Origin of the sequence: uncultured Brachyspira sp. (genome assembly GCF_910578695.1) — a bacterium.
Classification (GTDB): Bacteria; Spirochaetota; Brachyspiria; order Brachyspirales; family Brachyspiraceae; genus Brachyspira.
This window is the reverse complement of sequence record NZ_CAJTQJ010000001.1, coordinates 114,131-135,620: the sequence shown is the minus strand read 5'-3', so window position 1 is coordinate 135,620 and position 21,490 is coordinate 114,131. Positions and strand designations below refer to the sequence as shown.

19 protein-coding genes and 1 tRNA gene are annotated in these 21,490 nt (G+C 27.0%); 11 read left to right on the top strand and 9 right to left on the bottom strand.

Features of this window, described 5'->3' with window-relative positions; translation table 11 throughout:
• Nucleotides 1-32: 32 nt before the first annotated feature.
• Nucleotides 33-1,775, top strand: a complete 1,743-nt coding sequence (locus QZ288_RS00650) for a tetratricopeptide repeat protein (protein ID WP_295153878.1) — start codon at nucleotides 33-35, stop codon at nucleotides 1,773-1,775.
• A gap of 5 nt (nucleotides 1,776-1,780) precedes the next feature.
• Here QZ288_RS00650 and QZ288_RS00645 read toward each other — a convergent pair.
• Nucleotides 1,781-1,854 (bottom strand) — tRNA-Ala (locus QZ288_RS00645).
• Nucleotides 1,855-1,997: 143 nt separating this feature from the next.
• Between QZ288_RS00645 and ruvB the strand changes: the two genes are divergently transcribed.
• The 3 genes from ruvB (at nucleotide 1,998) to QZ288_RS00630 (ending at nucleotide 5,862) form a co-directional block, all read left to right on the top strand.
• On the top strand, nucleotides 1,998-3,038 hold the full coding sequence (ruvB, locus tag QZ288_RS00640) for a Holliday junction branch migration DNA helicase RuvB (RefSeq protein ID WP_295153876.1): 1,041 nt from the start codon (nucleotides 1,998-2,000) through the stop codon (nucleotides 3,036-3,038).
• A 62-nt stretch (nucleotides 3,039-3,100) separates the two neighbouring features.
• Nucleotides 3,101-4,207: a M23 family metallopeptidase gene (locus QZ288_RS00635; protein ID WP_295153874.1), complete on the top strand. Its 1,107-nt coding sequence runs from the start codon at nucleotides 3,101-3,103 to the stop codon at nucleotides 4,205-4,207.
• 23 nt (nucleotides 4,208-4,230) lie between these two features.
• Nucleotides 4,231-5,862, top strand: coding sequence for a hypothetical protein (locus QZ288_RS00630; protein WP_295153873.1), 1,632 nt, complete (start codon nucleotides 4,231-4,233; stop codon nucleotides 5,860-5,862).
• 73 nt (nucleotides 5,863-5,935) lie between these two features.
• On the opposite strand, the gene QZ288_RS00625 is transcribed toward QZ288_RS00630, so the two are convergent.
• The 6 genes from QZ288_RS00625 to murA form a co-directional block, all read right to left on the bottom strand.
• Nucleotides 5,936-6,592 (bottom strand): flavin reductase, encoded by a 657-nt coding sequence (locus tag QZ288_RS00625; RefSeq protein WP_295153871.1) that lies wholly within the window; start codon nucleotides 6,590-6,592, stop codon nucleotides 5,936-5,938.
• A gap of 224 nt (nucleotides 6,593-6,816) precedes the next feature.
• Nucleotides 6,817-7,020: an alanine:cation symporter family protein gene (locus QZ288_RS00620; protein ID WP_295153869.1), complete on the bottom strand. Its 204-nt coding sequence runs from the start codon at nucleotides 7,018-7,020 to the stop codon at nucleotides 6,817-6,819.
• Between the two features lie 23 nt (nucleotides 7,021-7,043).
• Nucleotides 7,044-8,144, bottom strand: coding sequence for an alanine racemase (gene alr, locus QZ288_RS00615; RefSeq protein ID WP_295153867.1), 1,101 nt, complete (start codon nucleotides 8,142-8,144; stop codon nucleotides 7,044-7,046).
• Between the two features lie 128 nt (nucleotides 8,145-8,272).
• The gene (locus QZ288_RS00610) at nucleotides 8,273-11,152 is read right to left on the bottom strand and encodes a methyl-accepting chemotaxis protein (protein WP_295153865.1); all 2,880 of its coding nucleotides are present in this window, start codon (nucleotides 11,150-11,152) and stop codon (nucleotides 8,273-8,275) included.
• A 91-nt stretch (nucleotides 11,153-11,243) separates the two neighbouring features.
• On the bottom strand, nucleotides 11,244-12,092 hold the full coding sequence (flgF, locus tag QZ288_RS00605; RefSeq protein WP_295153863.1) for a flagellar basal-body rod protein FlgF: 849 nt from the start codon (nucleotides 12,090-12,092) through the stop codon (nucleotides 11,244-11,246).
• Nucleotides 12,093-12,116: 24 nt separating this feature from the next.
• Nucleotides 12,117-13,394 carry a UDP-N-acetylglucosamine 1-carboxyvinyltransferase gene (gene murA, locus QZ288_RS00600; protein ID WP_295153861.1) on the bottom strand — a complete coding sequence of 426 codons (1,278 nt, stop codon included), beginning with the start codon at nucleotides 13,392-13,394 and terminating at the stop codon, nucleotides 12,117-12,119.
• A gap of 395 nt (nucleotides 13,395-13,789) precedes the next feature.
• Here murA and QZ288_RS00595 point away from each other — a divergent pair, with 395 nt between their 5' ends.
• The 3 genes from QZ288_RS00595 (at nucleotide 13,790) to QZ288_RS00585 (ending at nucleotide 15,222) form a co-directional block, all read left to right on the top strand.
• The gene (locus QZ288_RS00595; RefSeq protein WP_295153859.1) at nucleotides 13,790-13,981 is read left to right on the top strand and encodes a hypothetical protein; all 192 of its coding nucleotides are present in this window, start codon (nucleotides 13,790-13,792) and stop codon (nucleotides 13,979-13,981) included.
• Nucleotides 13,982-14,249: 268 nt separating this feature from the next.
• Nucleotides 14,250-14,783, top strand: a complete 534-nt coding sequence (locus QZ288_RS00590) for a hypothetical protein (protein WP_295153857.1) — start codon at nucleotides 14,250-14,252, stop codon at nucleotides 14,781-14,783.
• A gap of 37 nt (nucleotides 14,784-14,820) precedes the next feature.
• Nucleotides 14,821-15,222 carry a hypothetical protein gene (locus QZ288_RS00585; RefSeq protein WP_295153855.1) on the top strand — a complete coding sequence of 134 codons (402 nt, stop codon included), beginning with the start codon at nucleotides 14,821-14,823 and terminating at the stop codon, nucleotides 15,220-15,222.
• Nucleotides 15,223-15,239: 17 nt separating this feature from the next.
• On the opposite strand, the gene QZ288_RS00580 is transcribed toward QZ288_RS00585, so the two are convergent.
• Together QZ288_RS00580 and QZ288_RS00575 are read right to left on the bottom strand one after the other, a co-directional pair.
• On the bottom strand, nucleotides 15,240-15,830 hold the full coding sequence (locus QZ288_RS00580) for an L-threonylcarbamoyladenylate synthase (RefSeq protein WP_295153853.1): 591 nt from the start codon (nucleotides 15,828-15,830) through the stop codon (nucleotides 15,240-15,242).
• Nucleotides 15,831-15,839: 9 nt separating this feature from the next.
• Complete coding sequence (locus tag QZ288_RS00575; protein WP_295153851.1) at nucleotides 15,840-16,862, bottom strand: diguanylate cyclase; 1,023 nt, start codon at nucleotides 16,860-16,862, stop codon at nucleotides 15,840-15,842.
• A 570-nt stretch (nucleotides 16,863-17,432) separates the two neighbouring features.
• Here QZ288_RS00575 and QZ288_RS00570 point away from each other — a divergent pair.
• From QZ288_RS00570 to yajC, 4 genes are all read left to right on the top strand, one after another.
• Nucleotides 17,433-18,791: an aspartate kinase gene (locus QZ288_RS00570; RefSeq protein WP_295153849.1), complete on the top strand. Its 1,359-nt coding sequence runs from the start codon at nucleotides 17,433-17,435 to the stop codon at nucleotides 18,789-18,791.
• A 142-nt stretch (nucleotides 18,792-18,933) separates the two neighbouring features.
• Nucleotides 18,934-19,329, top strand: coding sequence for a DUF4234 domain-containing protein (locus tag QZ288_RS00565; RefSeq protein WP_295153847.1), 396 nt, complete (start codon nucleotides 18,934-18,936; stop codon nucleotides 19,327-19,329).
• A gap of 138 nt (nucleotides 19,330-19,467) precedes the next feature.
• Nucleotides 19,468-20,631, top strand: a complete 1,164-nt coding sequence (locus tag QZ288_RS00560; protein WP_295153845.1) for a DUF2268 domain-containing putative Zn-dependent protease — start codon at nucleotides 19,468-19,470, stop codon at nucleotides 20,629-20,631.
• Between the two features lie 418 nt (nucleotides 20,632-21,049).
• Nucleotides 21,050-21,478 carry a preprotein translocase subunit YajC gene (gene yajC / locus QZ288_RS00555; protein WP_295153843.1) on the top strand — a complete coding sequence of 143 codons (429 nt, stop codon included), beginning with the start codon at nucleotides 21,050-21,052 and terminating at the stop codon, nucleotides 21,476-21,478.
• The last annotated feature ends 12 nt before the right edge of the window (nucleotides 21,479-21,490 follow it).

Below are 21,490 nucleotides of genomic sequence, written 5' to 3'. Positions count from 1 at the left end.
GTATAATAATAAAAAATGATTAAGGCATATTTATGAAAAATAATGAAAATACAGAAAATAATAATCAAACAAGCAATAAAGAAAAAAGAAACTATCAAATTTATAATTATAATGTAATGATTAAACTGTTTATATTATCTATAATAGTTTTTGCAGTACTTTATTTTTTTCATAATTTTTTTATTTGCCGTACGCTTGATAAAGCTATGGAAAGATATTCAAGTCCATTAGAAAATATTATTATAACTAAAGAAGAGTTTTATACCAATGTGATAATAACGGAGATAGAAAGTAATAAATTTATCACTAATAATATAATATTAAAAAGTTCATCAATAGAAGATTTGCAAAACGCATTCAGCAAGGCTATAGACAGCCATACAAAAAATCTTCAAATATCAATGAGCGAAATAGTAAAATCTTCATCGGATACGCTAAATTTTTGGCTTGCTTTTATATCCGTAATAATGATAGTGTTCTCATTTGCGGGTGCATTTGTAAATAATAATATTTTAAATGAAACAAAAGAGAAGCTAAATGATGTAGAAGAAGAAGCAAAAAAATCTCTAAGCCGAATAAAAAAAGAAACAGCTAAAATAATTAAAGAAAATAATAAAAATGTCAAAATAAACAGCGAATTGAATTTAGGCTATCAGGCATATCAAAATAAAAAATACAAGGAAGCTATAGAATACTTCTCAAAAGTTATAGAGCTTGACGGTAAAAATATATACGGCTATTTTAACAGAGCACTAGCTAAACAGGATTCAAAACAATATAAAGAAGCTATTAAAGATTATGATAAATGTATAGAATTAAATAATAGTAATTCTATAGCTTATAATAATAGAGGAATTGCTAAAGCATATTTGAAACTGTATGAAGAAGCTATAAAAGATTTTGATGAGGCTATAGAATTAGATAATAATTTTTCATCAGCTTATAATAATAGAGGAAATGCTAAAGCAGATTTGAAACTGTATGAAGAAGCAATTAAAGATTTTGATAAAACTATAGAATTAGATAATAATGATTCATTAGCTTATTATAATAGAGGGATTGCTAAAGCAGATTTACAGCAATATGAAGAAGCTATTAAAGATTATGATAAAGCTATAGAATTAGATAATAGTAATTCTATAGCTTATAATAATAGAGGAAATGCTAAAGCAGATTTACAGCAATATGAAGAAGCTATTAAAGATTATGATAAATGTATAGAAATAGATGGAAGCTATATATATGCTTATAATCAATCAGGTTTTTATAAAATTAAATTATCAAATATTGAATTAAAAAATAATAATATTTCAAAAGCTAAAGAATTATTGACTGAAGCTATAGAATATTTGTGCAAAGGCATTGAAATATCTAATGATAATGCTGCAATATATGATACTAGAGGTTATGCTAAAACTAAACTTGCTGATATTGAAAGGTATAATGGAAGTATAGAAAAAACTCTTGAAATATATAATGAATGTTTAGAAGATTTTAATAAGGCTTTAGAATTAAATCCTAAGCTTGATTATTCATTAAATAGTATAGGATACATTAAAAATAAACTTGCCGATATTAAAAAAGAAAATATCTCTGAAGATGAATATAAATCTTTAAAAGATGAAGCTTTACTTTCTTTTGAAAAAGCATACGAATTAGCTAATGATGAATTAAAAATAAAAATGGAAAATTACTTAATAAATCTTGCAAAAGAAAATGACAATATAGGCATAAAGTTTTGTGATAAAAACGGCATTGATTATAAAAGTTTATGAAAAGTTGGAGATAATGGGGCTCGAACCCACGACCCTCACAATGCCATTGTGATGCTCTCCCAAACTGAGCTATATCCCCTTAATGATTTTGAACATTCTAAATTATTTTTAATTAAAAGTCAATCTATATCATAATTCTTTTTTATTGATAAAATAATATAAGTACTCTTTAATTTATAGAATTTGTTATTTAATTAATTATACTATATAATAGATGAAATTATGGATAGAGAAAGCATAACAAATGCTGAAGAAAACTCTTATGATAATACATCTAATAATATAAGACCTAAAGGTTTTGATGATTTTTTGGGACAGAATAATATAAAATCAAAATTGAAAGTCTTTATATACAGTGCTAAAAAAAGAGAAGTTTCTTTAGATCATATACTATTTTACGGTCCTCCAGGACTTGGAAAAACTACATTGGCTCAGATAATAGCCAATGAAATGGGCAGCAATATAAAAGCTACATCAGCCCCTATAATAGAGCGTCCCGGCGATTTGGCTTCTATACTTACCACTTTAGGAGAAAAAGATATACTATTTATAGATGAGATTCATAGACTTAGAACCGTAGTTGAAGAAGTGCTTTATTCTGCTATGGAAGATTTTTTTGTAGATATAAAGATAGGAGAAGGAACATCTGCTAAAAGCTTTAGGGTTAAGCTTCCGCATTTTACTTTGATAGGAGCAACGACTAGAAGCGGATTATTAAGTACTCCTCTTTATGACAGATTTGGAATAGTGGAAAGGCTTGAGTTTTATACCAGAGAAGATTTAGCTAATATAGTAAAAAGAAACTCAGAATTTCTAAATATAAGCATAACAGATGAAGCAGCTCTATCAATAGCATCAAGATCAAGAGGAACGCCCAGAATAGTAAACAGACTATTAAGGAGAGTTTTTGACTTTGCTACAGTAGAAGATGTTTTTAGGATAGATGAAGAGTTTGCCTGTAATTCTTTAGAAAAGCTTGGTATAGATAAAAACGGATTTGAGGCACTTGACAAACTTTATTTAAATACTATTATTAAACATTATAACGGAGGACCTGTAGGAGTAGATACTTTATCGGTGTCTTTATCGGAACAGATAGAAACTATAGAAGATGTAATAGAACCTTATCTTATACAATGCGGTTTTATAAAAAGAACGCCTAAAGGCAGAGTTGCTACTAATAAGGCTTATAGTTATTTAAATATTTCATCTAGGTATGACGATAATTATAATGCCGAAGAAAGAGGATTATTTGATTTTTAAGGAGAAGTATTATTTTAATAACGGACAATACATCATCAAAAGAAAAAAAGTCCAATGATCAGTTGGATAAATATTATTTAGAAGAAACTTCAAAAGATGTAAAAAATTTGGCTAGAAAATTTGTAGGCAATTTTAAATATTCAAATGAGCCTATTAATAATTCGGTTTTTGATATAAGCTATAAAAAAAATGTTAAATTAAAACCTTCTTCCAGATACAAAGCTCCTAAATCAAGAAAATTTAATAAAAGCAAAAGAGTTTTCAGTAAATTTTATAATGCTACTTATGGAATAAGGCATTTTTTCAAATTAATAATAGAAGCAGTAAAACGAAAAGGAAATCATGAAAGAAGCATACTTATATTTTATGATAATGAAGAGCATGGAATAAGGCTTCCTATTAATAATTTTATGATTTTATTTTTATTTCTTGTATTTTCTGCCTTAATTTATACAGGATATGATGCCTATAACAGACAAAAACAGGCAAGAGAATTTTATAATACTTTGTCTGCAAGAGAGGCTAGAACATACTCTCTGATAGAAGATTATAAAAAATCTTTAAATAGATTCTCTAAAGCATTAATGGAATATAATAATATTATGAAATCTATATCTTATGCTATAGACTATAATGATGCTGCTTCATTCAATAATAATAATTTAAATTACAGCGAATCTTCAAATATTAATAAAATGCTTAATGAGGCGGATTCTTATCAGAAAAATATACTCTCATTTATGAAAGTGCCTCCTAAAATATATAAAGAAATACCTCTAGGCTGGCCTGTTTCAGGAGGAGGAAGAATATCAAGCGGATTCGGGGCTAGACTTTCTCCATTTAATCAGGAAAAAAGCTATCATTACGGCGTAGATATAGCAGGACCTTATGGTACTCCTATATTAGCTGTTGCTGACGGAGTGGTTACTTTTTCGGGCTGGCGAAACGGATACGGCTGGTTTCTGCTTATTAATCATGCTAATGGATATCAAACTGCTTATGGGCATAATTCTAAATTACTTGTCGGAAATGGACAAAAAGTAAGAAAAGGCGAAAAAATAGCTCTTATAGGAAATACAGGAAGAACTACAGGAATACATTGTCATTTTGAAGTTAGAGTTGGAGGAGATCATAAGAACCCTATGCCTTATTTAAGTGCTAGATTTTAATTGTTTAGATTTATTAATATAATATGCCTGAAAATGAGTATAATTCTAAAAAAAGATATTTGGGGGAATTTTATACTCCTTTAAATTTTGCTGAGAAATCTATAGAATATATATATAATGCTCTATCAAAGAAAGAATTAGAAAGCGGAAAATATAGAATATGGGATATGGCGTCTGGAATAGGGAATTTAGAATATTATCTTGATGAAAAATATCATAAGTATCTCTATATGTCTACAATAGATGAAAAGGATGTAGAATATAGTAAAGAAAAATTTAAAAAAGCATGCATATTCCAATATGATTATCTTAATGATGACATAAATAATAATGATTTTGAATATAAAAAACTTCCTTCAAAACTTCAAAATGATCTTAATAATGGAAATATAAAATGGATAATATTTATCAATCCTCCTTATGCTACAAGTCAGTGTGCAGGTACAAATTCCAAAAGCAAAAAAAATGTAAGTATAAGCAAAATAAGAGATATGATGCATAAAGAAAAATTGGGAGACGCTTCAAGAGAATTATATGCTCAGTTTATGTTTAGAATATATAAGGAGTTTATAAATATTTCAAATAAAAGCGAAGTTTATCTAGCTATTTTTTCAAAAACAAATTATATAAAATATAATAATAATGAGAAGTTTAGAAATAAAGTATGCAGTTTTAATTTTATAAACGGCTTTATATTTTCTTCATCTAATTTTGATAATACTTCAAAAACTGCTCCTTTCCCCATAAGTTTTATAATTTGGAAGATGAATAGTAATTATAATATAAAATCTCAAAATATAGTATTGGATGTATTAGATGATGAATGCAGTATAATAAGTAAAAAAAATTATAATGTTATAGACAGCAGTAATCTTTTAAATAAATGGATAAAAAGAGAAAAGACTTCTAAAATATTTGTACCTTTATCATCTGCCATTAAAGTAAAGACATCTGGTAATGATATAAGAGATAAAGTATGCGAAGGATTTATAGGCTCTCTTATGAGCTGCGGAAGCGATTTACAAAAACAGAATCTTACGGCAATATTTTCTGCACCTCAGGCTTCAGCAGGCTCTCTTTCTATTACTAAAGAAAATTTTGAAAAAGCTATGATTATACATTCTGTCAGAAGAAATGTTAAAGTAGATTGGCTTAATGGAAGCGATCAGTTTTGCATACCTAAAAATGAATTAGATAAAAAATTTATATTAGACTGCGTAGTTTGGAGTATATTTTCTGCTTCAAATCAAAGTTCTGCTATGGATAATATACTCTATAAAGATAAGTATTATACTATTATCAATCATTTTTACCCTTTTGATTATAAAGAAGTATATTCTGACTGCAGTTTATTTAAATATAATGGAGAAAAAAGATTTTGTTTTGAATATTTAGAGAAAAATAAAAAATATATATCAGATGAGGCATTAGAACTTATGGAAATCTGTAAGCAGCTTTATATATTTTTTTATTCCAATATAGAAAATATCAATAGAGAGAAATTTAAAATATCTCTTTGGGACAGCGGTTTTTGGCAGATAAGAAAATCTCTTAAAGATTCAAAATCGGCATTAGATATATTAAATAAGATTAAGAAAAAAAGAGATATTCTAAAGATTAATATAAGAAAAAATACAGATAATTTTATTTTTTAGAGAGAGAATAATTATTATAAATAGGGGCAGCATATATTTCTATACACTGCCTTAAAATTAATTTGGTTTATTATTATGATATTTTTACAAAACTGCTTTTGGGTTCTTTACATATAGGGCATACCCAATCATTAGGCAAATCTTCAAAAGGTATATCTCCTTTATATTCAAATCCGCATACTTTACATTTATAAACTGCTTTTAAAGAATTGCTGTTTTCCTCTTTTTTATATGCATTAGATGTTGAAGCATTAGGCGGTGTTTTACCTCTGATTACATTATGATAATATGAATAAGTCATAGAATTAACATCATTATCAAATATATCCGCATCCAAAAGCTCGCCTATAAATATAGTATGAGTATGAACTTCTAAAGTATCAATTACTTTACAAATTAAATATGCATTGGCTTCTTTTATTATAGGCAATCCTTCTTTCATTTCATAATTGATATTTTCAAATTTATTATTATCTTTTGAACTTCTAAAACCGAATCCGCCTATTAAAGTTGAATCGCTTTTTTCAGAAAGTATAGATAAAGCAAATTTACCGCTTTTTTTAATGCATTGATTAGTATAATTATTCTTATTAACACTTATCATTATAGTAGTAGGTTCTGGTGTAATTTGTGCAGAAGTATTAATAGTACAGCCTACAGGTTTATCTCCGTCTATTGTTGTTAAAATATACATTCCATAAGAAAGTTTAGTTAAAGCAAAATCATTCATAATTAAATATCCTTATTAATAATAGTTATTAATTATATACTTAATTTATAAAAAATCAATACTATATAATATATTAATAAAAAAATAATTAATCTTTTATTATGGTAGAATTAGGATATAGGGTATTTTATACAATCTTTTGTAAGTTTAGCAATTTTAGGAGAAAATATCAAAAGCCCTATTAAGTTAGGTATTGCCATAAGCCCATTCAAACTATATTAAATTTAATTGACTATTATCTCTGCAATTAAAAATATTATTCTGTATAAATAAGAAGCTATTTTATTTATTTTTGTAAGATATCCTAAAGCAATAATACCATAATGAGACCAGCCTACAAAAGCAGAGAATGAAAATAATACTAATGATATAGTAAGAATAATAGAGCCTATATATACAAAATTGGATTTGAAAGAAACAGATATCAATTGAGCACCATTTAATTTAGTTATTATTTATAAACTCTTTTAACTCTTTCTCCTATATTAACTAATACTTCATGACTTATAGAGCCTATTCTTTCAGCCAAAGTATCAGCATTGAGTCTTTTATCGTCTCCGAATATTAATACTTCATCGCCTATATTTATATTGTCATTAAATATTTCTGCAACAATGGAATCCATACAAACTCTTCCCCTCAAAGGATAATATTTGCCATTAATTTTTACTTCCCAATTATTTGATAATTTCCTAGAAACACCGTCAGCATATCCTATAGGTATCACAGCAGCTTTAGTATCTTTTTGAGCAGTCCAAGTCATACCATAAGAAATGCTTTCTCCTTTTTTTATATTCCTTACTAAAACCACATTAGATTTTAAATTGAGTACAGGCTTAATTCCTAAATCATAAAAACTATTTGTATATCCGTATAGTATAATTCCAGCTCTAACCATATCAAAATATGTATTTTTATATGAAATTAAAGCCGCTGAGTTAGCAGTATGAACATTTTTTATATTGATTGAATTCTTATTTAATGTATCTAAAACTTCATTAAAAATATTTATCTGCTTATTAGTAAACTCTTTAGAATAATTATCTTCCATATCAGCAGCTGCATAATGCGTACTAATTCCTTCTATATTTAAAGTACCATAAGATAAAACTTTTTTTGACAGAGAAAGAACATCTTCAGGCTTCGCTCCCATTCTGTTTAATCCCGTATCTACTTTTATATAAATATTTAAAGTTCCTCCATTCTTTTTTAAATATTTATCATAATACTCTAAACATTCATCATTGCTTATAATAGGATTTAAATTATATTTACATACTAAATCAGATTCATCTTTAAAATGCTGAAATAAAACTAATATAGGTAATTTCACTCCTGCTTCTCTTATTTTTATTCCCTCTTCTACATTGGCAACACCTAAAGCATTAGCTCCGAACTTTTCTAAATATTTTGATATTTCTATAAGTCCGTGCCCATAAGCATTAGCTTTTACAATGCTAAGTACCTTCACTCCATTTGAAAGTGATTTTATAATTTCCATATTTCTGCATAAAACAGATAAATTAATTTCTGCTATAGTATAATCTGACATAATCCAACCTATTTATTTTTTTATTAAAAACAGACTTTATTATTAACATAATAATAAAATCAAAATATAAAAAAAGAGATATTATATAAATATTAATATCTCTTTAAAAATTTATAGATATAGTATATTTACATACTAAACATTTCAGGATTTTTAAAATCTTCTTTTAACATATTTAAAACTTCATCATCTCTTTGGAAACCCTCATTTTCTTTTCTGAATTCTTCCTCAAGACTTTTAAGCTCCATATCCATTCTCTTATCTACAGAATAATCATCAATATTATTAGCAGCATCAGAATTTTTATCTTCTTCTGTAATATCTGCATTAGTAATAAATTTACCCATAAGCTCGCTGAATTTAACAAATATTTCATTTAATTTGCTTGTAGCAGTATAGAATTCTTTATTACCATCAACAGTTTTTATAGAAAGTTCATTTAAGAAACTCATAGCATGCATTACCTCTTTAGCACCTGCACTATTAGCCTCAATAATATCAGAAACTTCTCTAGTAATCTGGTCAAGTAAAGTAATTTGGCTGTCCACCACATCGCCGCTGTTCATCTGCTCTTTTACACTGTCTTTAACGCCTGCAGTAATACTATTTAAATGCTTAATAGTTTCAAGTATATCTCTTCCTCCGATTTCAAGCTCGCTGTTTGCAGTATTAATTTCAGAAACAACCCTAGCAGTATTTTCAGACATATCAAGTATATTATCAAGAGATTTACCGCTGTTGCTTGCAAGCTCTACAGTTTCTTCTATTCTTTTTGTGATAGATTTAATAATATTTGTAATAGATTTAGTATTATCAGCTGTATGTTCAGCCAAAGATCTTATTTCATCAGCAACAACAGAAAAGCCTCTTCCCTGTTCTCCTGCATGTGCCGCCTCAATAGCTGCATTCATAGCTAAAAGGTTTGTCTGCTCTGCAATGCTCTGAATAACATTAACAATATCCTTAATCTGGTCAGAACTCTCTTCAATACCTCTTACTGCTTCAATAACCTCATCTACCGTATCGCCTCCGTCATGAGCATCGGCAAGCAGTTTTTTAGAGAAGCTGTCTGCTTTATTAACACTCTTTGCCACAGATGTAATATTTGATATCATCTCTTCAATAGAAGCTGAAGTTTGTTCTACAGCTGATGACTGACGCTCCATATTATCATTAATTTTATAAATTGTCTGTAATAATTCTTCTACTGCAATAGAAGCTGATGAGAAAGCATGTCTCTGCTGGTCTGTAGAACTTGTAACATTTTGTATAGAAGTAATAATATTATTAACACTTGCTACGCTTTCTGTTATGCTTGAACTTTGATCATTTATTCTATTTGTATTTTCATCAATAACTTTTTCTATTACTTTAATTTCTTCAAATACTTTATAGCTTTCTACTTTCAAATCCCCTATAAGACTATCTAAAGTAGAAAGAAATAAATTAAAATTATAAATTAAAAGTCCTATTTCATCATTATTTTTTGATATGATTCTTTTTCTTAAATCTCCGTTTCCGCTTAGAAGCATTTTGGTAGATAAATTAGCTTTATTTATAGATGATAATAGTATTTTCAAAATAACTAAATATATAAAAAAGAATATAATAAATATTAAAATAAATAAAAATACATAATTAAATATTCTGGAATCTATATCAGAATCTCTTATTATTGAATTGATATCCTTATAATACATAGATATTACTTTTAAATCTTTTATATAAGAAATTACAGCAATAGATCTGTTTCCCTGTATATTTACAGACGGAAATAATGCAAATACACGATTATCCAATGAATTTTCAAAATTTGCTATAGAATCTTTTAATTCAGAAGAAGATGATAATATGTCGCTGGAGCTTTCGGCTATATATCTGCTGTCTGAACCAAGTATAATATCTTTATCTTCAATTCTATAGTATATATATGACCATCTTGAAAGAATATCATTATTTTTAACGATTCTATTAATATCTGATATATTGGCTTCAGATATTAAATATCCTATATTCTTTTTAAATAATTTTAACGGAGTATATGAAGATATATATATATTATTTCTATCATATACATTCACATTCAAAGCAACATTATTATCAGATATATCATTTTCAGAAAAATTATGAGATATTAATGCATCGGATATTCTAGTAGTATATCTGTTTGCATTTGCATTTTTTGAAACAGTTATAGAAAAAGGAATATTATTATTCAAATACTGCTGATTAATGCTAAGAGATATTGTATCATAATTATTTTTTAAAGTATTATTAATATATGATAATCTATTTACAAAATCTTCTTGTATTTGCTCTCTGTCTACAGTATTTTTATTAGAGTACATAGAAAGTACTGAATCAGAATAAACCATCATATCTGACTTAATATTATCATTAAAATTTCTTATATATTCTGAAACCTTTAACATCTCATCTAAAAGCGTATTGCTAAGATCATTTAAGTATATTTTTTCTTCTACAGATATATAATTTAATAAAAATGCAATTATTATTACTGAAAAGAATAGATATACTATAAGTCCTAATTTAGCTATAAGAGGTATATAAAAAGTAACTATATTTTCTTCTAATTCAAAGTTTTTAGATAATACCTTAAATAAAAACATAAATATGCAGGATAATAAAACGGCATTAATAACAGCATTGAATGCAGCAAGTATTGTAATATATAAAAATGTTTTATTTAAAATGGCATATATAACTATTTCTATGATGCTTCCTAATAAAGAAAATATAAAGAAAGTAAATATTATTTTACTAGCCAATTTTATATTAGAATTAGCATTCCACATTTTTAGATATTTGAAGAAAAATATAAAAGAAATTACAGAAAAGAGTATTTTTACACCATATATAGGCGGTACAGATTTATATATAAAAAATAATGCTGTATTCCAAGTAAATATATCTATAAGTAAATATATTGGTATTGTCAGAACTTTAAGTCTGCTTATAACATGTTGTTTTATCTTTTCTGGGGTCATAATATCCTCTATTTTTCAATGTTTAAATATAATATTAATAATTATATATTATTGTTTATTTTTTATCAAAATTTATTTTTCAAAAAATAAGTTATACTCTTCCTACCTCATTAATTACTCTTCCAATCAATGTATCATGAGAAGATATAACTTTAGAATTTAATTCATAAGCTCTTTGAACTTCAATCATTCTAACCATTTCATTTATAGGATTAACATTACTCATCTCTAAAAACCTAGATAATACTTTAGGTCTGTCAATACCCTTTTGTGCTATAAAAGCAGGTCCGCTTATATCAGTATCTGCCCAAAAAGATTCCCCCTCTTTTTTCAAATATCTTTCATTATCAAAGCGTACTATTTTTAAAGTATCAAGTATCTCTTCATCTTCCCATTCATTATCATTAAATTGCACGAATGTATTGCCGTCCTGATATCTTTTATTGATGCTTACTCTTCCTTCTTCATCTATATTGAAGTTATTAGTTTTTATCTGAATATATCCGTTTTCTCCCATAACCTTATAACCGTGTTTAGTTACAAGATAATGCTCATTATCTATTAAAAAACTTCCGTTTCTTGTGTATCTTTCTCCTTGGGGCGTTTCTATAGCAAAAAATCCTTTATCAGCTAAAGCTATATCAAGCTGATTGCCTGTTTCCCTTAATGAGCCTTGCTCCCATTCTGTGAAAACTTCATTAACTTCTACTCCTGTGCCTATTCTTCCTATATAAGGTCTTACATCTGTAGAGCCTAATGGAAATATTACCACTCCGTCATCTTCAGTTCTTGCCGCCATCATTTCAGGAAAAGATTTGAAGCTTACTGTATCTCTTTTAAATCCGGGCTTATCAACATTAGCCAAATTATTTGATACAACATCAAGTCTAGCCTGTTCAGCCATCATTCCGCTTGCACCTGTATAAACACCTCTTACCATTATTATATTCCCCCTAATTATTATTTATAAAATATCATCTTTTTCTCTTACTGTATTTATATTTATATTATTTAATTTTCCGTCTAAATTTTCATATCCTCTTTCTATATGATAAATTCTATGAACATTTGTTATACCTTCTGATACGGCTCCTGCAGCAACCAATGCCGCACCAGCCCTTAAATCGCTTGCCTGAACATCGGCTCCTGATAATTTTTTGCCTCCGTTTACAACTATATTTGAAGTATTTAGTTCAATATCAGCTCCCATACGAATAAGCTCAGCTACATGACTAAATCTGTCAGGATATATTCTTTCTATAAACTCGCTTTTTCCATTAATTGTACATGCAAGAGTTGTATAAATAGCCTGCAAATCTGTAGGAAATCCTGGATAAGGTAAAGTTTCTGCCTTGAAAGGTTTTAATTCCCTATTAGAGGCATCTATTTCTATAGAAGAATCTGATGTTTTTATATCGCATCCTATATCAGAAAGCAAGTCCAATACATAAGTTAAATGCTTAGGCTCAGCATTTTCTAATTTTAATTTTCCTCTTCCTGAAGCTGCTATTGCTAAAAAAGTACCTGTTTCTATTCTATCAGGTATAACTGTAAACTCAGCACCGTGAAGATAATCAACGCCCTCTATAGTAATAGTACCTGTTTCTTCTCCTGTAATTTTTGCCCCCATAGCATTAAGCAAATCAGCCAAATTAGTGCATTCAGGCTCTTTTGCCGCATTTCTAATAATTGTAGTTCCTTTAGCCAAAGAAGCAGCCATCATCACATTATCTGTTCCAAGCACCGTAGGTCCGAACTTTCCTGATAAATCCATATCTGCTCCAATCAAACCGCCTTCTACTTTAGCATCTATATATCCTGCTGTTATATCTATCTTTGCTCCTAATGCCTCCATTCCCTTTAAATGCAAATCTATAGGTCTTGGTCCGAAAGCACAGCCTCCCGGATATGATACTCTGCAATGCTTTCTCTTGGCAAGTAAAGGACCTAAAACTATAATAGAGCCTCTCATTTTTTTTACTAATTTATAAGGAGCTTCATCACTTTTACCATTATATGATATTATAACAGTAGTATTGTTTTTAAAATCAACCTTCTTGCCTAAAGGTTCTAATATATCTATAAGAACATGCACATCCGCCAAATCAGGCACATTATGAAGTATAATAGGCTCATCAGTTAAAATAGATGCAACAAGTAAAGGCAAAGATGCATTCTTAGAACCCGATATTTTTACTGTCCCTTCGATATTATTTGAACCTTTTATTACATATTTATACATATATTCTCCGACTCTATAAAATAAAAACTATACTTCTATTATATTCGGTATAATACAAAAACGCTTGATAATTTTATCTGTATGCTATTTATTAATAATAATATATAACTTTATTATAAGAATATGAAACAATCTAATAATTAAAGCCAGCTAAATATAGAAATACAGTTTTTATTTATTAGTTTTTTAATAATACAAAAAATTAAAACTTATTTATTAAATCATAACATTAAAAATAATAATAAAATGTATAATATGTATTATATATAATTTTACATTTAATTTACATCAGTATATTTTTTGTAAAATTTGTTTATATAACTTTACAAAACTATAAATATATGCTATACTTTAAAAGTAAGAGATAAAGTTATAGTTGTAAAAGGAGGCAATCAATGAAAAAAACAGCAATAACAGCATTAATATCAGCATTCATTATGACTGCTAATTTATATTGTTTTGATTTAATAGAGGATACTTTTGAATTTATTTTTGATGATTTAGCTCAGATAATCGGTATCGTAGTAATAATAGCAGCAGTATTATTTTTTATTAAAAAGAAGTCGAAAAAAAATAATAATTATTGAGTACTAGCTAATTAAAAAATTGTTTATGCATGATATTTTAAGAATGAAAAATATTATTAAAAATAGTTTTAAATCTATAAACCAGCAAGAAGATTATAAAAATTTAATAAGATTATAAAAATTACAGGCGTTTAACATTATTAATAATAAATTTTTTAAATTATTTGTAAAGCAAATTTATAGCAGGCAGCAATAAAAAAATAATTAGGAAATATAAAATATAAATATTAGTAAATAGAGGATATAAAGATAGAGGAAATATAAATAAATGAAAAAAATAATACTATTTATTTTTATAAATTTAATATTGTCTGTACATCTGTATTGTTTTGATTTAATAGATGACGGACTTGATTTTATAGAAGATATATCAAAGTTAATAGGCATAGTAGTTATGATATTAGCTGTAACATATTTGGTTAAAAGAATACTTAGAGATGATAATACTTATGAAAAAATAAAAAATAATAAAAGAAACTATGATGATTATGATAATAACTATAGAAGACGAAGAAGAGGAGAGAGAAAATCAAGAGATATGAGAAGAGATTATTATGACGATTATTATGATGATGACGACGATTATGATGATTATAATAATAATAGAGTTAATAGAGATAAATCATCAACAATAGAAGAAAATATACAATATGAATATGATATCAGAGATTATGACAGAAGAGAGAGAAGAATACCTAATAATAAGAATAATAATATAGAATCGGAAGAAAATGATTCAAGATATAAAAAAGTTTATGAATTGAAACCTAAATATAAATTGAAAAATAATAGAAAAGAATAATGTAAATTTCTTTTATATAAATTAAAAGGAGTTTTTTATGAAAGATAATATAGTATCAGCATTAAAATCAATGCAGTATTATATATTATATATGATTCATAACTTTGATGATATAATTGAATCACTGCTTAAAATATCAGTTTTTACTGCAATTATAATATTTCTTATTATTTTAATTAGAAAAATAGATACCAAAAAAAGAAATAAAATAAAAAATAAAATAGTAAGAGAAAAAAGACAAAATCATAATAGAGAATATATGGTTATTATTCCTGCAGTATCTGTATTAGCATTGATAGTAATATTTATATTATCTTATAAATTTTTTGGAATATACTATATAATGCATAATTTTGATGATGTATTTGAAGTTATTTTTCAATTGGCATTTATTGCAGTGGGTATAGTACTTGCAAAAAAGATTTTGGAAAAAATATAATTAATAAAGATTATATATCAAAAATAAACAGAGCCTTGACGGAGAATTTTATTTTGTATACAGTCATAAAGAGTAGAAGGCATTTTATTTTCTAATATGCCTGCATTAACTATTAAATCAGCTTTATCCTTATAAAGTTCAGCTAATTCATTGCCGTCAAGTATGATTCCATAACCGCTGGGATTTGCAGAAGGTGCTGCCAAAGGATTAGTGCTTTTTAATATTAAATGCATATATTCATCATTAGGTATTCTTAAAGCTACAGTATCTTTTAAGTATGAGAACTGATTTTTTAATTCATCTAAAAGAGGCATAATAAAAGTAAGCTCTCCTGGTATATTTCTTTTTATTATATTAGGTATTTCTTTATCAGAAAATCTTTTTGTACTCTCTAAATCTTTTAGTAAAATTAAAAAGGGCTTATTTTTCTCTCTTTCTTTAATATCATATATTCTATTTACAGCATCGGTATTGAAAGAGTCGGCAAGCATTCCGTAAACTGTATCTGTAGGAGAAACGGCTATTCCTCCTTCATTTATCACTTTTATAACCTCATTTGCAGCATACTCTATACTTTCTATATTATTTTTATCAAGACTAATAATCATAAATAATTATCACCTTTTAATGAGTGTAGGATGTACAAATAAACTTGCAAATCCTCGTCTTTTGGCATTATGAAGGGCTAAAAGTACAGGAGCTATTTCCTTATCCATATTTTCTATATGATAATTTTTTTTGTATGCAGTATATGATATTCCCACTGATATAGTATATTTTATCATAATACCATTATATTCAAGTTCATTCTTATCAACAAAACCTCTTATTTCATCTATTTTTTTATCATATAATTTTATATTCATTCTATTGAAAGCAACCATAAATTGATTATTATCAAATCTTGCTAGTATATCTTCTTTTCTTGTACTTTTTTTAAGCACCTCAGTAAATTTAAGCATTATCTCTTCTGCAGCAATTATTCCAAACTCGCTTATAATATTATCAAGTCCGTCTATAGAAAAGCATGCAAGTACAATAGTTTCTTCATGTCTTACAGTTTCATAAAGCAGTCTTGTGAATTGCTCATAAAACTCTTTTTTATTCCAAAGCCCTGTTTCTAAATCTACATTTAATATATCGTCATATTTTTTCTGTACTTCTTTATATGACTGATAATTTCTATTTGAAACTTCAGTCATATCAGTTAATGAGCTTTGAAGATAATCAGCTTGTTTTATTAATTTCTGATGCTCCAAATAAAGCTTTCTATATTTGAGGCAGCTATTAACTCTTACAACAAGCTCCATTTCATCAAAAGGTATAAATATAAGCCCGTCAATTCCCATATTCATAGCTTCTTCTATAAATTCCATTTTTCTATAAGGCGTACTTAGAAGTATTACAGGAGTTCCTTTAGTAGATTCCTGATTTTTAAAAGTATCCAAAAGCTGAAGACCTTGAGAGTCGCCTATATCAGCATCTAAAAGTATTAAATCTAATGTGCTTTCATTAGAAATATTAACAGCCTGCGAGCGTGATTTAGTTGCTATAGGGTTATAATGCTTTGCTCTTAAAATATCTACAAACCTATCCAAAAGATCTGTTCTATGCTCTACTACTAAAATATTTTCATTCATAATTAATTACATCTTTGAAGTATACAAATATTATATTAAAGTATCGTAAATTTGCACAATATATTGAATAAAAAATAGATATATGATATTGCTTATATTCTAATATGCTATATCATATTTTCTGTATTTTTAATTTTTATTAGAAATAAAATAAAGTTTATATCTGGAAGTAATAAAGCGAATTTATTTTAATAATAATAAAAAATATAATTTTGAAATACGATAAAGTTAAATATAAAAATTGTGAGTGCCTGACATTTGCAGAATGGCAGTAATAACTAAAAATAAAGTAATTTTAAAGTGATAAACGAACAGCTTATAACTGACGAAGGAAGTTATAAGCTAATTTAAAGTGAGTTTATCGCTAGCAATAATAAAAAATAAACGAGCAGCTAATAAAGAGCGAAGCTGTTTATTAGCTAATTTAAAGCGAGTTTATTTTAGTAATAATAAAAAATATAATTTTGAAATACGATAAAGTTAAATATAAAAATTGTGAGTGCCTGACATTCGCAGAATGGCAGGGAAGATTAACGAACAATTTTTAGTAATAATCTAAGGAGAAGTAAAATGAAAGTTGCAAAATTCGGAGGTTCTTCTGTAGCAAATGCAAGTCAGATAAAAAAAGTAGTTGATATAATTTTAGCTGATAAAGAAAGAAAAATTATAGTTGTATCAGCTCCCGGCAAAAGACTTAAAGAGGATACCAAAGTAACGGACTTGCTTATCACTCTTGCAGAAACTATTATTTCAGGAAAAGATGAAAAACTAGAATTAAAAATTATTATAGAAAGATTCAAAAATATCATAGATGATCTTTCGCTTTCCAATGATATTTTAGAAGAGATTAAAAATGATATACTAAAAAGAATATCCGAGGATAAATCAATTCCTATAAAATTTATAGACGGAGTTAAAGCATTGGGCGAGGATTTGAGTGCCAAAGTTATAGCAGCATATATTAACTCTATAGGCGTAAAGGCTAAATATGTAAGTCCTAAAGATGCGGGACTTTTGCTTTCAGAAGAATTTGGAAATGCTGCTGTATTAGAAAAATCTTATGATAATTTAGCTAAATTGAAAGATGAGACTGCTTTGATAATATTTCCCGGATTTTTCGGATATACTGAAAAAGGCGATGTAGTAACTTTTCCTAGAGGAGGAAGCGATATTACAGGTGCTATATTAGCGAAGGCTGTTAATGCTGAAGTTTATGAAAACTTTACTGATGTTGATGGAGTATTTGCTGCTGCTCCCAATATAGTAGATAATCCTAAATTGATAGATGAGTTTACATACAGAGAGATGAGAGAATTAAGCTACGGAGGATTTAATGTTCTTCACGCTGAGGCTCTTCAGCCTGTTTATGAAACAAATATACCTGTGCATATACTTAATACTAATAATCCTTCTGCCAAAGGGACTAGAATAGTTGCAAGCAGAAATAAGGCTGTTAATCCTGTAGTAGGTGTTTCAGGAGAAGATGATTTTTCTTGTCTTTATGTAAGTAAATATTTAATGAATAGAGAAATCGGTTTTGGAAGAAAACTTTTAGAGATAATAGAAAATGAGAATATACCTTATCAGCATGCTCCTTCAGGAATAGATAATATTTCTGTAATAGTAAGGAATTCTGCAATTACCCCAGAAAAAGAAAAACGCATATATGAAAGGGTGAGAGATGAGCTTAATGTAGATAATATTTATTTTGAGCACGGACTTGCTTTGATTATGCTTGTAGGGGAAGGAATGCAGCAATGCGTAGGTGTTTCTGCAAGAGCTATGAATGCTATGGAAAAATACAATATAAATATAGAAATGCTTAATCAGGGAATAAGCGAAGTAAGTATTATGATAGGCGTAAAAGATGATGATCTTAATAAGGCTATAAAAAGCATATATAAAACTTTTTTTGAAGAAGAAATTTGAATAGGAAATTTGAAGAAGAAAATTAAATAATTTAATTATAATTTATCTATTATTAATAAAAATTGTTTAATTGCTCTTGCTATAAAAAAGTCTTTAATATATAATATATTTTCAATAAAAATATATAAATGGAGAGTTAAAAATGAAAAAAGGTACTGTTAGAAGTATTCCTATGTTAGTACTTTTAAGTATAGTTACATGCGGTATTTATTATCTTTATTGGATATATAAAACTACAGATGAAATCAAAAATTTTATGGAAAGAGAAGATATAAATCCGACATTGGAGCTTATACTTGTTTTAGTGACTGGCAATATATACGGCATATACTGGTACTATAAATATAGTAAAATTGTTTATTCAGAAATGACTGCAAAAGCAGGTATAAATAATAGCGAAGATAGTACAGTATTATTAGTAGTATTGGGAGTATTATTCCCTATAGCAGCAGGAGCTATAATGCAGGATAAATTAAATACTATATGGAAAAGTATAGATGATTCTGCAAATACTGTATCTAATATAGAAAATAATTAATTAAATAATTAACTTTATATATTATTAAAGGCTTGTCTTTATAGGCAGGTCTTTATTTTTTTAAATAGTTTTTATAAACTCTTTTTCATTACTTTTCCGATACTAATTATAAATAATATAATTAAAGGAGCTGTCATAATGAAAAAATATTTAGTACTGATTATATTCAGTATATCTATTCTAAATGCCAAAGAATTCAGCACTTTAAATGAAGTATTAAAAACTTATGTAAGTTATAATATTTATAAAGGTAAAAACACAGAAAAAACATTTAATGCTGTGAGATATATAAAAAATAATTATTCAAAAGAAACACTCAAAGCAAAGAATATATATTCAACATCAAAAATAGATATATTTTTAGAAAACGGATTAAAGGTAAATGAAAGGGAATTAGAAAATATTATATTAGAATTATCTAAAATATATGAAATAGAAGAATATTTATACGGCAGATTGAAAGGAAGATTAACTCTTTTGATAATGGATATTAACGGAGGGCATACAGGAGATAAGCCTTATATGCAGGGCTATTCTATACTAGATGAATTTGAAGAGATAAAAAATGATTCTGAAAATATAATATTTTTGGATTATATAAACGGCTGGGATAATATAGAATCGGTTGTAAATACAATAGCACATGAGCTTCATCATGTTATATATTACAGCCAATTAGAAAATAAAAGCATAAGTTCATTTGATGTATGGGTTGATGAGGCATTATCTGAGGCGGCTGTTATTTCATACAGAGGAAAAATTCCTGCAAACAGACTTAATTATTATAATAGCGATTCAATGTATTTAATAACAAAAGGCGATTATTTTATTAATTGGAATCAGGGATATACTGTGCATAAATATGCTACAGTTTCGCTTTTTATGTATTGGCTTGGACTTCATTCTAAAAACGGATTTGAAATATATAAAGATATAGCGAATGCCCCTAAAGAATATAGAGGAACTTATAAAGCTGTACTATATGCAGCCAATAAAAATATAAAACAATTTAAGGATTGGAGCGAGCTTTATGCTTCTTGGCTTGAGGCTAATTATAAAAATGAAAAGAGCGGACTTTACGGTTATAAAGGATATATAGAAACAAAGCCTAAAGTTATTACAGCACAATATAATTGTCCTATGGCTCCGGGTTCTGCAATTTATGTTAAGGGTGATTTTATGTCTGATGATACTCTTTTAAGATATGTTGAGCTTGGCGATGATATTTATATTGTTTATAATCCTGATATAAATACTAAAGGAAAGGATAGATATTTGATAGTTAATTCATCATTTTATTAAATTTTTATTAAATTGTTATAAATATGAATTTTTGAATCTTCAGCTATTTTTATAACTCCTAAAAATAATTAATATAAAAAACTAATGCATATTTATAGTATCTAATATGCATTAGTTTTATTATTTTTTTAACTAATAATTCTAAATACATTATTTTTTACAAATTTATAAATAATAAAAATTTTATGATAACTGCAATGCATAGAACTAATAATAAATACTGACAATAAAGAAAGATTAAATATTTTTTAATATTCATTAGTATTAATTATATATAAATTAAGTAGTGCATTAATATTATATTTTGATTTGTTTTTATACTTGCAAATATATTAGAAAAAATATTGACATAAGTATAAATTATTGATAATATGTTATAATATCAAAAAAATTAAAAAAATCAAGAGGTAATTAAAGAATGTTCACAGCTACATTATATGCACAAGGAGCTCAAAATCAGGCAGCAGGAAGCCCAATAGCTTCAATAGGTATGATGATTGCAATATTTGCTATATTTTATTTTTTATTAATAAGACCGCAAAAGCAGCAGCAGAAAAAACTTGCTCAAAGTATAGCTGATTTAAAGAAAGGCGATAAAATAGTAGTATCAGGCGGAATAATAGCTGAGTATGTTTCTGATAAGGAAGGGGGAAGAGTTGCAGTAGTTAAAGTCGGCGAAAATACTAAAATGGAAATAATAAAATCTTCTATATCAGCAGTTGTTACAGAAGAGATGTTAAATCCGCCTAAAAAAGAAGAAAAGAAAAAAGATGATAAAAAAGCTATAGAGGATAAAAATCAGATAAAAGAAGATTTAGAGAAAGCTCAGTCAGAAGATAAAAAGTAATGATTTTCATTT